Here is a 14,969-nt window from a genome sequence, read left to right on the forward strand (position 1 = left end):
TACTCACCCTCTCGGGCTTTCCTCCGGGCGCTTCCCTTCGGTATTTCGTGTTTCCGACTCTATCAGACTCTTTCCGGCTTCCCGGTCCGTTCCGACTTCCTCGGTGCTTTCCGGCCTTTCGGCCTTCCGGCGGTTCCGACTCTATCAAGTCTTTTCCGTCTTGCTGACCACGATCATTCGCAGACATACGGAACCAGACCCCGCGTTAGGATCTGACTTGAAAGATGCTGCCGAGCCTGGACGCTGACCGCGTCGCTTGGCTCCGGGCAGGAACCCGACTCTACATGCGGGTCCCGGGCGGCGCAAATCGTTTGTGCAGCGCTCCTACGTCCGCCAACCAGGACCTTCGTGCGGAACCGGGACTTCCTATGACTTACCCTTCTGAACAGTGCGTCGTCCAGGACAGGTAGTGGCGGCGGTTACCCATCTCCACCCCCTGGGAGGCTTGCCATGACCAGCGTTTCATCCCCGCTCGCCGGACGCGCCATCGGACTCGCTGCGGTACCGGACCCCGTCTTCTCGGGCGCCATGGTCGGACCCGGCACGGCCATCGACCCCGTGCGCGAGGCGTCCGAGGCCGTGGCCCCCGTCGACGGCATCATCGTCTCGCTCCACCCCCACGCCTTCGTCGTCGTCGACGACCAGGGCCACGGTGTGCTGACGCACCTCGGCATCGACACCGTTCAGCTCAACGGCGAGGGTTTTGAACTTCTTGTCAATAAGGGTGACACCGTACAGCGCGGCCAGGCCGTCGTGCGCTGGAACCCCGCGGCGGTCGAGGCCGCCGGCAAGTCTCCGGTGTGCCCCGTCGTGGCGCTCGAGGCGACGGCCGAGTCCCTGGCCGACGTCGTCGAGGACGGCGACGTGAAGTCCGGCGACGCTCTCTTCAGCTGGAAGTGACGTCGGCGCCGTCGGTGTGCGACGGCAGGCAGTACAACCACCGCGGCGGCTGGGCCCGCCGCACTATCGGAGACGGTGAGATGGAGACAACGCTGCGAGGCGTCGGCGTAAGCCACGGGGTGGCCATCGGCGAGGTACGGCACATGGGGACGGCGGTGCTTGAACCGCCCGCCAAGCAGATCCCGGCGGACGAGGCGGAGCGCGAACAGGGGCGCGCCCGTCAGGCCGTCGAGGCCGTCGCGGCCGACCTGATGGCACGCGGCAACCTGGCCGGCGGTGAGGCTCAGGCCGTGCTCGAGGCCCAGGCGATGATCGCGCAGGACCCCGAGCTGATGGCCGACGTGGACCGGCGCATCGCGGTGGGCAGCTCGGCGGAGCGTGCCGTCTACGACGCCTTCTCCCACTACCGCGAGCTGCTCGCGGGCGCGGGCGAGTACATGGCGGGTCGCGTCGCCGACCTCGACGACGTGCGGAACCGTATCGTCGCCCGGCTTCTCGGCGTTCCGATGCCGGGCGTCCCGGACAGCGACGAGCCGTACGTCCTCATTGCCCGTGACCTCGCCCCGGCGGACACCGCGCTGCTCGATCCGGCGCTCGTCCTCGGCTTCGTGACCGAAGAGGGCGGCCCGACCAGCCACAGCGCGATCCTGGCGCGGGCGCTCGGCGTCCCCGCCGTCGTGGCCCTGCCCGGCGCCGGTGAGCTGGCCGAGGGCACGGTCGTGGCCGTGGACGGCAGCACCGGTGAGATCTTCGTGGACCCGAGCGCGGAGAAGCGCGCCGAGCTGGAGGCCGCGGCCGCCGCTCGCAAGGCCGCGCTCGCCGCGTCGACCGGTCCGGGCGCGACCTCCGACGGGCACAAGGTGCCGCTGCTCGCGAACGTCGGCGGTCCCGCCGACGTTCCCGCCGCGGTCGAGGCGGGCGCCGAAGGCGTCGGCCTGTTCCGTACGGAGTTCCTCTTCCTCGACGACAGCGCCAAGGCGCCGAGCGAGGAGAAGCAGGTCGAGGCGTACCGCCAGGTGCTCGAGGCCTTCCCCGAGGGGCGCGTCGTCGTGCGTGTCCTGGACGCGGGTGCCGACAAGCCGCTGGACTTCCTCACGCCGACCGACGAGCCGAACCCGGCTCTGGGTGTGCGTGGGCTGCGGTCGCTGCTCGACCACCCCGAGGTGCTGCGGACGCAGCTGACCGCGCTGGCCAAGGCCGCCGAGGGGCTGCCCGTCTACCTCGAGGTCATGGCGCCGATGGTCGCGGACCGCGCCGACGCCAAGGCGTTCGCCGACGCCTGCCGCGAGGCCGGGCTGCAGGCGAAGTTCGGCGCGATGGTGGAGATCCCCTCTGCCGCGCTGCGGGCGCGCTCGATCCTCCAGGAGGTCGAGTTCCTGTCCCTGGGCACCAACGACCTGGCGCAGTACACCTTCGCCGCCGACCGTCAGGTCGGTGCGGTGTCCCGGCTCCAGGACCCGTGGCAGCCCGCGCTGCTCGACCTGGTCGCGCTGTCCGCCGAGGCGGCGAAGGCCGAGGGCAAGAGCTGTGGCGTCTGTGGTGAGGCCGCGTCGGATCCGCTGCTTGCCTGTGTCCTGACGGGTCTGGGTGTCACCTCCTTGTCCATGGGTGCCGCGTCGATTCCGTACGTGCGCACGACGCTCGGCAAGTACACGCTGGCCCAGTGCGAGCGTGCCGCGGCCGCCGCTCGGGCCGCGGACAGCGCCGAGGAGGCGCGCAAGGCCGCGCAGGCCGTGCTCTCCGGCGAGTAGGAGAGTGCGAACGGGTCTGGCTGATCAGCGGGCCCGGCGCAGAACGGCTGCTTCGAGGGGCGCTCCACCGCAAGGTGGGGCGCCCCTCGGGCGTTCAGTGGTGGTGTCCTCCCCCTGGCTCGTCGTCGCCCAGGTCGGGTGCCGCGCTGTAGTCGACGCCCGACTCCGGGGCGATCAGGTCGCCGGAGAGCGCGTCGGTGCAGTAGGCGTCGAAGACCTCGGCCGCGGTGAGCGGGTGCAGGCGCTCGCCCTCCAGACGCCAGCCCTGGACGCGGTCGCCGGTCTTTCCGCCGGTGCGCATGACGAGGCCGCCCGAGCTGCGGGTGGCGATGCCGACCGCGAGGACCGTGGTGAACTCCAGGGCTTCGGCCTCGTCCAGGCGGGCGTTTCCGTCGTCGTCATGTCCGGTGTGGAGGGCGGCGAGGAGTGTCTGGCCGTCGCACGGGACGCTGCACACCAGGTGGCGCGGGCCCGGTCCCGCTGTGTCCAGTACGCGCATGAGCAGGTCGGAGGCGCGGGCGAAGGCGGACCTGCCGATGTCGACGCCGCACTCGGCGCAGGCGCCGATGCCGGCCAGGAGCATCGTCGCGTACTCCCATGTGGTCTGCCGCACCGTCTCGTCGACGAGGTCGGGGACGAGGTCGGTCAGCGCCTGGCCCTCGTACGGAACGGTGGGGCCCGCTGCCGCCAGTTCGGCGGCGAAGCGGGCACGGCTGGCGGAGGCGTCCGGGGCGAGGCCGGTGTCCGCGCAGAACTCCTCGTACTCCTCCGGGTCGAAGAGGGCGATGCTCGTGAGCCTGCCTTGGGCGGCCAGGGATTTGAGCAGGCCCTCCACCTCTTGGAGGTAGGTCACGTGGTCGTCGAAGGTGAAGGTGCGATACCGGCGCATCGCCGCGAAGTCGTCCTCGTCGGCCAGCAGGCCGATGGTCCCGGCGACTTCGCGGCGCAAGGCGCGACGCATGGTGTGGTGCTGGCTGTGCCCCATGATTTCCCCCTGCGGTCTGTCGATCAACGCTCACCCAACGTAACGGGTGGCACTGACAACGGCCGCCGGGCGGGCGTCAGGCGCGGTCGCGGGCCAGCTGCTCGTAGAAGCGGAGAAGCTCGATGTTGTCGACGGAGCCGGGGTTGACGGCCTTGTCGAGCGGGGTGCCCTGCAGGAGGCGTTTGACCGGGACTTCGATGCGCTTGCCGGTGAGGGTGTGCGGGATGGCGGGGACTTCGATGACCTCGTCGGGGACGTGCCGCGGAGAGAGCTGTTCGCGGATGGTCGCCTTGATGCGGGCGCGCAGGTCGTCGTCGAGCGCGGCGCCGGGGGCGAGGTGGATGAAGAGCGGCATCCAATACCCGCCGTCGGGCAGTTCGACGCCGATCACGAGGGACTCGCGGATCTCCGGGAGGCGTTCGACGGCTTCGTAGATGTCGGCCGAGCCCATGCGGACGCCCTGGCGGTTGAGCGTGGAGTCGGAGCGGCCGTGGATGACGACGGAGCCGCGCGCGGTGAGGGTGATCCAGTCTCCGTGGCGCCAGACACCGGGGTAGGTGTCGAAGTAGCTGTCGTGGTAGCGGCTGCCGTCCGGGTCGTTCCAGAAGTGGATGGGCATCGACGGCATGGGGTTGGTGACGACGAGTTCGCCGACCTCGTCCACGAGGGGCTTGCCCTGGGGGTCCCAGGCCTGGAGGTCGGTGCCGAGGCAGGGGGCCTGGAGCTCGCCGATGTGCACGGGCAGCGTGGGCACGGCTCCGGCGAAGCAGGAGCACACGTCGGTGCCGCCGCTGACGGAGGCGATCCACACGGGCCCCGTCACCTCGGCGAAGGCGTCGTGCAGCCACCGGAAGCCGTCGGGCGGCAGCGGTGAGCCGGTGGTGGCGACGCACTGCACGCGCGAGAGGTCGAAGTCGCGCGCGGGGTGCACGTCCGCCTTGCGGCAGGCCATGACGTACGCAGCCGATGTGCCGAAGAGCGTGGCTCCGGTGCGCTCGGCGACGCGCCATTGGGCGCCGGTGTCCGGGTGGCCGGGGCTGCCGTCGTAGAGGACGATCGTCGTGCCCGTGAGCAGGCCGGAGACGAGGAAGTTCCACATCATCCAGCCGGTCGAGGTGTACCAGAAGAAGCGGTCGTCGGGCCCGAGGTCGCAGTGCAGGCCGATCTGCTTGAGGTGCTCAACGAGGATGCCGCCCTGGGACTGGACGATGGCCTTGGGCAGGCCTGTGGTGCCGGACGAGTAGAGCACCCACAGGGGGTGGTCGAAGGGGACGGGCTCGAAGACGGGGGCCGTGTCCGCCGCGGTGAGCGCGGACCACTCCAGGGTGCCTTCGGGGGCCTCGGTGCCGAGGAGCGGAATGTGAACGACCGCGCGCAGGGTGGGCAGTTCGCGGCGCAGCTCGGCGACGGTGTCGCGGCGGTCGTGCTCCTTGCCGCCGTAGCGATAGCCGTCGACCGTGAAGAGGACCACCGGTTCGACCTGCTGGAAGCGGTCGAGGACGCTGCGGGCGCCGAAGTCGGGCGCGCAGGAGGTCCAGACGGCTCCGACGGCCGCGGTGGCGAGGAGCGCGACGACGGCCTGCGGGATGTTCGGCAGGTAGCCGCTGACGCGGTCTCCGGGGCGTACGCCGAGGGCGCGCAGCTCGGCGGCCAGGGAGCCCACCTGGCGGCGCAGCTCGGACCAGGTGACGGGGGTCGGGTCGTGGGTCTCGTCGACGTACAGGAGCGCGGGGGCGTCCGCGCGCGTGGGGTCCTCACTGGCGCGCAGGGCGTGCTCGGCGTAGTTCAGGGTGGCGCCGGGGAACCACTCGGCGCCGGGCATGGAGCGATCGCCGAGCACGCGCGCGTAGGGAGTGCTGAAGCGCACGTCGAACCAGTCGGTGACGGCCTTCCAGAAGCTGTCGAGTTCGTCCACGGACCAGCGGTGCAGGGCCGCGTAGCCGCCGGTGGCGGGAGCTCCGTGGTGTTCGGCCGCCCAGGCCTGGAAGCGCGTGATCTGGGCACCGGCGATCCGCTCCTGGTCCGGCTGCCAGAGCGGCGAGGGGTTCGCAGTGGACATGCGGCTGCTCCTGGGCTGTACGCGTCGTGGGCGGCTGTCGTGCGCACGGGCTCGGTGTGCGCGTGACACGGCTGACAGGACGATGCCACGTGATCGACTTCCGCACCAGGGTCTGCCTCTCCGGGGCGGCTGGGCGACGGCCGACGGGGCCCTTGAGTGAACGGCAGTTGAACGCGGTGCACCCGCTCCTCCTTCGGTGGCAGGGTGAGCAGCATGAACGGTCGTGACCTGGTGCGTTCGGTGAAGGCGGTCGGCTTGTCCGACCCGGCCCGCAGGGTGCGCGAGGTGCGCTCCGCATGGCGTCGGCGGCGGGCCGACGCGGCTGGTCTGGCCCCTCGGGGCGCCGAGCGGGCCCGCACGCCGGGTCCTGTGACGGTGGTCGAGCCGGGGCCCGGCGGTGGCGTGGTGCGGTTCGCCCGGTCCGAGCTGCGGGTGCGGGTGACGGCGGGCGGTGCGGTGTTCTGGGGCTGGGACGGGGCCGAGCCCGGCCCGTCGTACGCGCTGGTGGGAGGGAGTCCCGAGGCGGACCCCAGGGCGGTTCTCGAGCCCGACAAGGAGGGTGGCTGGCGGGTGGTGTCGGAGCGGGCGACGGTGGTCGTCTCGCGCCTCGGGGCGGTGGAGCTGCGGACGCCCGGTGGTGTGGTGCTGCGGCGCGATCTGCCGCCGCGCTGGTGGGAGCCGGTGGGCGGGGGGACGGCGCGCTGGGTGCAGCGGTCGGAGGTGGCGGCGGACGCGCGGTTCTTCGGGCTCGGCGGGAGGGCCGCGGGGCCACGGCTGCGGAATGGCACGTACCGCTTGTGGAACACCGATCCGGGCGGTTCGTTCGGGCCGGGTGACGATCCGCTGTACATCACGATGCCGGTGCAGCTGGTGGTCGCCGACGCGGGCACTCACCTTGTGTTCCACGACAACAGCTGGGACGGCTCGGTGACGCTGCGCGAGGGCCTGGAGGGGGCCGGTTCCGGTCATGACCGGCTGGGGTCGTGCGAGGTGCGGATGGACGGTGGGCCGCTGCGGTGCTGGGCGATGGTGGGGACTCCCGCGCGCGTGCTGCACTCCTGGGCGTCGCTGACGGGAGCGCCCGCGGTGCCGCCCGCGTGGGCGCTCGGCCACCATCACGCGCGCTGGGGCTTCGGCAGCGAGCGTGAGGTGCGGCGGGTCGTGGCGGGCTACCAGGAGCGCGGGCTGCCGCTGGACGCCGTCCATCTGGACATCGACCACTTCGACGCGCACCAGGTGTTCACGGTCGACAAGGAGCGCTTCCCGACGCTTCCGCAGCTGGCCGGGGAGCTGCGCCGGGGCGGGATCCGCCTGGTGTCGATCGTGGATCCGGCCGTGAAGGCCGCGCCGGGCAACGCCGTGTACGACGGCGGTATGGCGGCGGACGCGTTCGTGCGGGACGCGGCGGGGCGGGTCGTGCGGGGGCTCGTGTGGCCCGGGGAATCGGTGTTCCCGGACTTCACGGCGGGGCGGGTGCGCAAGTGGTGGGGCGGTCTGTACGACGAGCGGCTGGCGCAGGGGTTCTCCGGCTTCTGGCACGACATGAACGAGCCGGTGTCGTTCGCGGCCTTCGGGGAGACGACGCTGCCCCGTTCGGCCCGGCACGCGCTGGAGGGCCGCGGCGGGGACCACCAGGAGGCCCACAACGTGTACGCCCTGGGCATGGCCCGGGCGGGGTACGAGGCGATGCGCGAACTGCGGCCCTCGGAGCGGCCGTTCCTGTTCTCGCGCTCCGGCTGGGCGGGGATGCAGCGCTACGGAGGGACATGGTCGGGGGACGTGGCCTCCACCTGGGAGGGGTTGCGGGCCTCGCTGGCGCTGGTGCTGGGTCTCGGCCTGTGCGGGGTGCCCTATTCGGGGCCTGATGTGGGCGGCTTCGACGGCAGCCCCTCCCCTGAGCTGTTTCTACGGTGGTTCCAACTCGGCGCCTATCTGCCGCTGTTCCGTACGCACGCGGCGCTGCGGGCGGGGCGCAGGGAGCCCTGGGAGTTCGGTCCCGAGGTCCTGGAGCACGCGCGCGTGGCGCTTGAGGAACGCCGTCGGCTGCTGCCGTACTTCGTCACGCTGGCGCAGCTGGCACGCCGTACGGGGGCGCCGTATGTGCGTCCCCTGTGGTGGGCCAGTCCCGAGGACAGGGCCCTACGGGACTGCGAGGACGCGTTCTTGCTCGGGGACGGGCTGCTCGTGGCGCCGGTGCTGTCGGAGGGGGCCGCGCGGCGGACCGTACAGCTGCCTCCGGGGCGGTGGTACGACACCGTGACCGGGGAGGCGTACGAAGGCCCCTGCAAGGCGGTTCTGGAGGCGCCGCTGTCCCGTGTCCCGGTGCTCGCGCGGGCCGGTGCGGTGCTGCCCGTGCGGGGCGAGGACGGGCGGCTCGCCCTGGACGTCTGGGCGCCCCCCAAGGGCCGCACCGGCGGGGGCCTGGTCATAGCCGACCCCGGAGACGGGTGGGACGAGCCGGAGCTCCAGCGCTACGGCGTGCGCTGGAGCGGGGACGAGCTGCTCGTCGAGCGGGAGGGCGAGAAGGGCGGCGGGTATCCGGTGGAGTACGCGGTGCGGATCCGGGGGCTCTCGGCGCCCTAAGGCCCGCCCTCAGGCGCTCCGCGGCTCAGATGTAGCGCCCTTCGAACCAGGCCCGCACCACCGACGTGTGCAATGGGAAGGCGAGTTCCGCGGGGCGGTACAGCAGCTCCCAGCCTTCGGTCTCGTCCGTGGGGGTGGACTGGGGCAGGTCGGCCGCGGGGCGCTCCGGGAGCAGCCCGAAGAGGAGCAGGTGGCCGTCGGGGGAGCTGAGGGCCTCCACGATGCGCACGTCGCGGCTCGCGGCGCTGATGCCCGTCTCTTCCTTGAGCTCACGGGCGACGGCGTGGCGCCAGTCCTCCCGGTGGTCCACGTAGCCGCCGGGCAGAGCGGAGCCCCCGCGCGCGGGGGCGATGGAGCGGGTCACGACGACAAGGGAGGTGCCCTTCGTGTCGTACACCGGCTGGAGGGCGATGGCCACGGGCAGGGGGTTGCGGTAGACCACGGCATCGCATGCGGAGCAGGTGCGGGGCCAGCCGGTGACGTGGTCTCCGTAGCGCGCGCCGCAGCTCGAGCAGTGGGCGTCCGGCGCGGAGTTGGTGGGGTGCTGGGATGGGGACACGCGGCGGACTGTAGCCGATCTCCGGGCGTCGGTCTTCCGTGGACTACGGAGATGCTGATAGACGCTCGGGCATGACAGTAATCGCTCCCGCTCTGCGGAGACTCGCCCTTGCCGCCGTCGCTCTTTTCGCCGTGGCGGCGGCGCCCGCGCCGGCCGAGGCGCGCACAGAACCTGAAGCTCCGGATGGCTTCGTGGCATTGAGGGACGTCGACCCGACGATCATCCAGGAGATGCGCTACTTCACGCCGCACAACTTCGTGGGCGAGCGCGTCGACGGCTATCGGCAGCCGATGTGCATCCTCACCGAACCGGCGGCCAGGGCCCTCCGCACGGCTCAGCGCGCACTCCTCCGGAAGGGCTACTCCCTCAAGGTCTACGACTGCTACCGGCCGCAGCGGGCCGTCGACCACTTCGTGCGCTGGGCCGAGGACCTGGGTGACGAGCGGATGAAGGCGGAGTTCTACCCCCGGGTCGACAAGTCGCGGCTCTTCGAGGACGGCTACATCGCGAAGAAGTCCGGGCACAGCCGGGGTTCGACGGTCGATCTGACGGTTGTGCGACTGCCCGCCCTGCCCACGCGGCCCTATGTCCCCGGGGAGCCCCTGAAGCCGTGCTACGCGCCTCGGAGCGAGCGTTTCCCGGACAACTCCCTCGACATGGGCACGGGCTACGACTGCTTCGACACGCTGTCCCACACGGACGACCCGCGCGTCACCGGCAAGCAGCGCGCGCACCGGGATCTGCTGCGGTCCACGCTGGCCAAGGCCGGTTTCGTGAACCTGCCCGAGGAATGGTGGCACTTCACGTACAAGCCGGAGCTCTTTCCCGACACGTACTTCGACTTCCCGGTGTCGCGCCGTTCGCTGCCCCACTGACGCGGCGGCCTCCTCCATGACACACTTCTGACGTCCCGTCAGATTCGCTTTCCTGGAGGGCTCATGTCGCCGAAGCGGGCGCCTGTGGTGGCGCAGTGGTTCGCCGGGGAGGGGGAATCCTTCCGACTGCTCGGGACGCGGTGCGCGCGGTGTGCCGCGGTCCACTTCCCCCGCGAGGACGACTTCTGCCGCAATCCGGGGTGCGGAGGCAGAGAGCTGGTCGAGGTCGCGCTGTCGCGGCGGGGGCGGGTGTGGTCGTACACCGACGGGCGCTATCGCCCGCCGGAGCCGTACGTCTCCGATCCGGAACTTCCCTGGGAGCCCTACACGTTGATCGCAGTGGAGCTCGAGGCCGAGCGCATGGTCGTGCTCGGCCAGGGGGCTCCCGGCGTGACCGTCGCCGACCTGGAGGTCGGGATGGAGGTCGAGGTCGTATCCGGCGTGCTCCACGAGGACGCGGACACGGTCTGGACCACGTGGCACTGGCGTCCGGTGGGGGTGACGGCATGACGGGCGAGGTGGCGGTGCTCGGCGCGGGCATGCACCCCTGGGGCAAATGGGGCCGCGGCTTCGTCGCATACGGCACAGTGGCGGCCCGCGCCGCCCTAGCGGACGCGGGGGTCGACTGGCGGGACGTGGGGTCGGTCGTCGGCGCGGACACGGTGCGCGGCGGCTATCCGGGGTACGTGGCGGGGGCGACCTTCGCCAAGGCCCTCGGCTGGCAGGGCGCGCGCGTGGCGAGCGTGTACGCGGCGTGCGCGTCCGGGGCCCAGGCCATCGCCACGGCACGCGCGCAACTGCTCGCGGGGCTCGCTGACGTCGTGCTCGTGGTCGGCGCGGACGCCGCCCCCAAGGGATTCTTCCGGCCCGCCGGCGGCGACCGTCCGGACGACCCGGACTGGCTGCGCTTCCGCGTCCTGGGAGCGACGAACCCGGCGTACTTCGCCCTGTACGCCCGCCGTCGCATGGCCGTGCACGGTGACACGCTGGAGGACTTCGCCCAGGTCAAGGTGAAGAACGCGGCCCTGGGGGCGCTGAATCCACACGCCCGCTACCGCAAGGCCGTCTCCGCCGACGAGGTCGCCGCGTCGACCGTGGTGGCCGACCCCTTGCGGCTGCTCGACATCTGCGCGACCTCCGACGGGGCGGCGGCCCTGGTGCTGTCCACGATGGATTTCGCCCGGCGGCACGGCGTGGCCGACCCGGTGCGCATCCGCGCGGTGTCCACGGTCACTCCGACGTATCCGAACACGGTCCTGGACCTCCCGGACATCGCCACCGACTCGGCCGCCGCCGTGCCGCCCGGCGAGCGCACGTTCCGGGCGTCCATCGCGCACGCCGCGTACGAGGAGGCCGGCATCGGCCCGGACGACCTCTCCTTGGCCGAGGTGTACGACCTGTCGACCGCGCTGGAGCTCCAGTGGTACGAAGACCTGGGACTGTGCGGCGAGGGCGAGGGGGCCAAGCTGCTGCGCGACGGAACGACCTCCCTGGGAGGGCGCATACCGGTGAACACCAGCGGTGGACTCGCCTCCTTCGGAGAGGCCGTTCCCGCCCAGGCGATAGCCCAAGTCTGCGAGCTGACGTGGCAGTTGAGGGGCGAAGCCGGTGGCCGTCAGGTGGCCGGGGCGCGGGTGGGCCTCACCGCGAACCAGGGGCTGTTCGGGCACGGCTCCTCGGTGATAGCGGTGCGCTGAGCCTCGTGGAGGCGGCGTTCCACCGTGCGGCACGAAGCCGTTCCGTCGTACGGCACGGGGCCGATCTCGGAAGGCGGTGCGCCGGTTAACCGGTGGTGTCGGCGACCTTGACGCTCCATCACTGGCGGTGAACACTTCCCGGTGTCAGTCGGCATCGCCGTTCTTCGGCTCCGTGCCGCTCAGGGCCCGTGTGCTCTCCCAGGCTCTGCACAGAAGGGCCTGTTCAGCGGGCTATCCCCCCATGGGCGATGCGACTGTGACGGCACGCTCGTCACCGGGGCGCGGGAGTCCCCTGCCACGGCGGATGCTGCCGTGCGTGAGCGGGCTGTAGTCGTGGGAAGCACACCCTGCACGGAGGACCGGGGCTCTTCGCCCCGGGCGAGGGACTAGGAGCCGCCATGTACTCGAACGGGGACATCTTCGTCGGTGAGGTCATCGGCACCGCGATTCTGATTCTCTTCGGCGCCGGCGTGTGTGCCGCCGTCACGCTCAACCACTCGAAGGCCAAGGCCTCCGGATGGGTCGTCATCGCCCTCGGGTGGGGCTTCGGCGTGCTGGCGGGGGCCTACACCGCGGGGCCGCTGTCCGGCGGCCACCTCAACCCCGCCGTGACGCTCGGCATCGCCATCGACACCGACAAGTGGGACAAGGTCTGGATCTATCTGGCCGGGCAGATGGTCGGCGCGATGCTCGGCGCCGTCCTCGCGTACCTCACCTACCTCGCGCAGTTCAACGCCAATGTGCCGACGGGCGGCAAGGACGGCCGGGCGGGCGCCCAGGGGGCCACGCCGACGCTCGGCATCTTCTCCACCATCCCGGAGATCCGGAACCCGGTCGCCAACCTGGTCACCGAGGTCATCGCGACGGTGGGCCTGGTCCTTCCCATCCTCGCCTTCGGGCTCACCAAGGGCCTCGGCGAGTCGGGCACGCAGACGCTGATCGTCGCCTTCCTGGTCGTCGGCATCGGCCTCTCGCTCGGCGGGCCCACCGGCTACGCCATCAACCCGGCCCGTGACCTCGGTCCGCGCATCGTGCACCAGTTCCTGCCGATCCCCAACAAGGGCACGTCCGACTGGAGCTACGCCTGGATTCCGGTGGCCGGTCCGCTGATCGGCGGCGCCCTCGCGGGCCTCATCTACAACGCAGCCTTCTGAGCGGCGGCCCGGGGGACCTCCAGCGCCCCCGGGCCGCCTCCGACGCTCCCCGAGCAGCTTCCGACAAGGAGGAGCCATGACGGACAGCTCCGAGAAATTCGTCGCCGCGATCGACCAGGGCACCACCTCGAGCCGCTGCATCATCTTCGACCAGGACGGCGCGATCGTCGCCGTGGACCAGCGCGAGCACCGCCAGATCTTCCCCAAGCCCGGCTGGGTCGAGCACGACGCCACCGAGATCTGGTCCAAGGTGCAGGCCGTGGTTGCGGGCGCGATCGCCAAGGCCGGACTCCGCGCCGACCAGCTCAGCGCGCTCGGCATCACCAACCAGCGGGAGACGACGGTCCTGTGGGACCGCTCCACGGGCAAGCCCGTGCACAACGCCATCGTCTGGCAGGACACCCGTACGTCCGCGCTCTGCAACGAGCTGGGCGGCACCGACGGTCAGGACCGCTTCCGCGAGCAGACCGGCCTGCCGCTGGCGAGCTACTTCTCCGGGCCCAAGGCGGCCTGGCTCCTCGACAACGTGCCGGGCCTGCGCGCGCGTGCCGACCGCGGCGACATCGCCTTCGGCACCATCGACTCCTGGCTCATCTGGAACCTCACCGGCGGCACCGACGGCGGCGTCCACGTCACGGACGTCACCAATGCCGGGCGCACGATGCTGATGAACTTGGAAACGCTCCAGTGGGACTCCTCGATCCTGTCCGCGATGAACGTGCCCGAGGCGGTCCTGCCGGAGATCAGGTCGTCGGCCGAGGTGTACGGAACGGCCGTGGGACAGCTGGCCGGCGTGCCCGTGGCCTCCGCCCTGGGCGACCAGCAGGCGGCCGTCTTCGGGCAGGCCTGCTACGACACCGGCACGGCCAAGAACACGTACGGGACGGGCAGTTTCCTGCTGCTCAACACCGGGAACAGGCCGGTGCCGTCCAAGAGCGGGCTGCTCACCACGATGGGTTACAAGATCGGCAGCGAGGCGCCCGTCTACTGCCTCGAGGGATCCATCGCGATCACCGGGGCGCTCGTGCAGTGGTTCCGCGACCAGCTCGGGATCATCCGCACGGCCGACGAGATCGAGCCGCTGGCGGCGAGTGTGGAGGACAACGGCGGCGCGTACATCGTGCCCGCCTTCTCCGGCCTGTTCGCCCCGTATTGGCGCTCCGACGCGCGCGGCGTCGTCACGGGCCTGACCAGGTACGTGACCAAGGCGCATCTGGCGCGCGCGGTCCTGGAGGCGACGAGCTGGCAGACCCGCGAGGTCGTCGACGCGATGTACCAGGACTCAGGGGTGCGGATCACCACCTTGAAGGTGGACGGCGGCATGACGAAGAACAACCTGCTGATGCAGCACCAGGCGGACGTGCTCGGCGTGCCCGTGATCCGCCCTCGGATCGCCGAGACGACGTGTCTGGGCGCCGCGTACGCCGCGGGGCTCGCGACGGGCGTGTGGCACGACCTGGACGAGCTGAAGAGCCACTGGCAGCGCGATGCCGAGTGGACTCCGCGGATGGAGGCGCGGGAGCGCGACCGTGAGTACCAGAACTGGCGCAAGGCCGTGGAGCGCAGCTTCGGCTGGCACGACGACGGCACCGACGGCAACACCCAGGGCTGAGGCCCCGCACGCCGAGACGACGGCGGCGGGCACGCGCGCGTAGAGGGCCATCGAGGCTCACGCGCGCGTGCGTGGCGGCGGCTCGTACCCCGGTCGGCGGGGGTGCGGGCCGCTCGCGGGGCACGGGCGGCGGGTCCGGTCCGGCCGCGGACTCCCGCCGGGCCGCGGGCTCCCGCCGGGCTCAGGTGGCGACGGGCTCGCGGGCCGCGGCGCCGACGGCCATCGCGTGCTCCACCACGTCGATCAGGACCTCCTTGACCGACTCCTTCTCGCGCGCGTCGCACAGCACCACGGGCGTGCTCGGGTCGAGGTCCAGCGCCAGGCGCACCTCGTCGGCCGGGTAACGGTCGGCTCCTTCGAAGCAGTTGACCCCGACGACGAAGGGTATGGAGCGGCGCTCGAAGTAGTCGACGGCGGCGAAGCAGTCCTCCAGGCGGCGGGTGTCGGCGAGCACCACGGCCCCGAGCGCGCCGGTCGCCAGCTCGTCCCAGAGGAACCAGAAGCGGTCCTGGCCAGGGGTGCCGAAGAGGTACAGGACGAGGTCCTCGCGGAGCGTGATCCGGCCGAAGTCCATGGCCACGGTGGTGGTGTGCTTGCCCGGGACGCCGTTGACGTCGTCCACGGGGCGGCCCGCCTCGCTGAGCGTCTCCTCCGTGCGCAGCGGTTTGATCTCGCTGACCGCGCCGACGAGCGTCGTCTTGCCCACGCCGAAGCCGCCCGCCACCAGGATCTTCAGCGTGACCGGCTCGACGGGGGCCGTACCGCGCTCAGAACGCTTGAAGATCATTGCTCTC

Annotated in this window: 12 protein-coding genes; 8 read left to right on the forward strand and 4 right to left on the reverse strand. The window is 71.5% G+C overall.

The window, feature by feature from the left end:
- Positions 1-450: 450 nt before the first annotated feature.
- Complete coding sequence (locus CP982_RS08155; protein ID WP_138958474.1) at positions 451-900, forward strand: PTS sugar transporter subunit IIA; 450 nt, start codon at positions 451-453, stop codon at positions 898-900.
- A gap of 80 nt (positions 901-980) precedes the next feature.
- Complete coding sequence (gene ptsP / locus CP982_RS08160) at positions 981-2,651, forward strand: phosphoenolpyruvate--protein phosphotransferase (RefSeq protein WP_150509909.1); 1,671 nt, start codon at positions 981-983, stop codon at positions 2,649-2,651.
- Between the two features lie 94 nt (positions 2,652-2,745).
- On the opposite strand, the gene CP982_RS08165 is transcribed toward ptsP, so the two are convergent.
- Both CP982_RS08165 and CP982_RS08170 read right to left on the reverse strand, forming a co-directional pair.
- On the reverse strand, positions 2,746-3,636 hold the full coding sequence (locus CP982_RS08165) for a hypothetical protein (RefSeq protein ID WP_150509910.1): 891 nt from the start codon (positions 3,634-3,636) through the stop codon (positions 2,746-2,748).
- A gap of 76 nt (positions 3,637-3,712) precedes the next feature.
- Entirely contained in the window at positions 3,713-5,695 is a 1,983-nt protein-coding gene (locus CP982_RS08170) for an acetoacetate--CoA ligase (RefSeq protein WP_150509911.1), read from the reverse strand.
- Between the two features lie 213 nt (positions 5,696-5,908).
- Here CP982_RS08170 and CP982_RS08175 point away from each other — a divergent pair, with 213 nt between their 5' ends.
- Positions 5,909-8,278 (forward strand): glycoside hydrolase family 31 protein, encoded by a 2,370-nt coding sequence (locus CP982_RS08175; RefSeq protein WP_150509912.1) that lies wholly within the window; start codon positions 5,909-5,911, stop codon positions 8,276-8,278.
- A gap of 25 nt (positions 8,279-8,303) precedes the next feature.
- Here the strand turns inward: CP982_RS08175 and CP982_RS08180 are convergent, their stop codons facing one another.
- Positions 8,304-8,837 (reverse strand): NUDIX domain-containing protein, encoded by a 534-nt coding sequence (locus CP982_RS08180; RefSeq protein WP_150509913.1) that lies wholly within the window; start codon positions 8,835-8,837, stop codon positions 8,304-8,306.
- A gap of 71 nt (positions 8,838-8,908) precedes the next feature.
- On the opposite strand from CP982_RS08180, the gene CP982_RS08185 reads away from it, so the two are divergent.
- The 5 genes from CP982_RS08185 to glpK all read left to right on the forward strand — a co-directional run bounded on the left by CP982_RS08185 (position 8,909) and on the right by glpK (position 14,175).
- Positions 8,909-9,712: a M15 family metallopeptidase gene (locus CP982_RS08185; protein ID WP_150509914.1), complete on the forward strand. Its 804-nt coding sequence runs from the start codon at positions 8,909-8,911 to the stop codon at positions 9,710-9,712.
- 84 nt (positions 9,713-9,796) lie between these two features.
- Complete coding sequence (locus tag CP982_RS08190) at positions 9,797-10,222, forward strand: Zn-ribbon domain-containing OB-fold protein (RefSeq protein ID WP_150515371.1); 426 nt, start codon at positions 9,797-9,799, stop codon at positions 10,220-10,222.
- The gene (locus tag CP982_RS08195; RefSeq protein WP_150509915.1) at positions 10,219-11,409 is read left to right on the forward strand and encodes a lipid-transfer protein; all 1,191 of its coding nucleotides are present in this window, start codon (positions 10,219-10,221) and stop codon (positions 11,407-11,409) included. The genes CP982_RS08190 and CP982_RS08195 overlap by 4 nt, the downstream gene beginning before the upstream one ends.
- A 398-nt stretch (positions 11,410-11,807) precedes the next feature.
- A complete protein-coding gene (locus tag CP982_RS08200; RefSeq protein WP_150509916.1) occupies positions 11,808-12,563 on the forward strand; it encodes an MIP/aquaporin family protein in 756 nt (251 codons plus the stop codon).
- 76 nt (positions 12,564-12,639) lie between these two features.
- Positions 12,640-14,175: a glycerol kinase GlpK gene (gene glpK / locus CP982_RS08205; protein WP_150509917.1), complete on the forward strand. Its 1,536-nt coding sequence runs from the start codon at positions 12,640-12,642 to the stop codon at positions 14,173-14,175.
- Between the two features lie 181 nt (positions 14,176-14,356).
- Here the strand turns inward: glpK and CP982_RS08210 are convergent, their stop codons facing one another.
- Positions 14,357-14,962 carry a GTP-binding protein gene (locus CP982_RS08210; protein WP_144002206.1) on the reverse strand — a complete coding sequence of 202 codons (606 nt, stop codon included), beginning with the start codon at positions 14,960-14,962 and terminating at the stop codon, positions 14,357-14,359.
- Between the last annotated feature and the right edge of the window lie 7 nt (positions 14,963-14,969).

The organism is Streptomyces spectabilis, from assembly GCF_008704795.1.
Taxonomy (GTDB): Bacteria; Actinomycetota; Actinomycetes; order Streptomycetales; family Streptomycetaceae; genus Streptomyces; species Streptomyces spectabilis.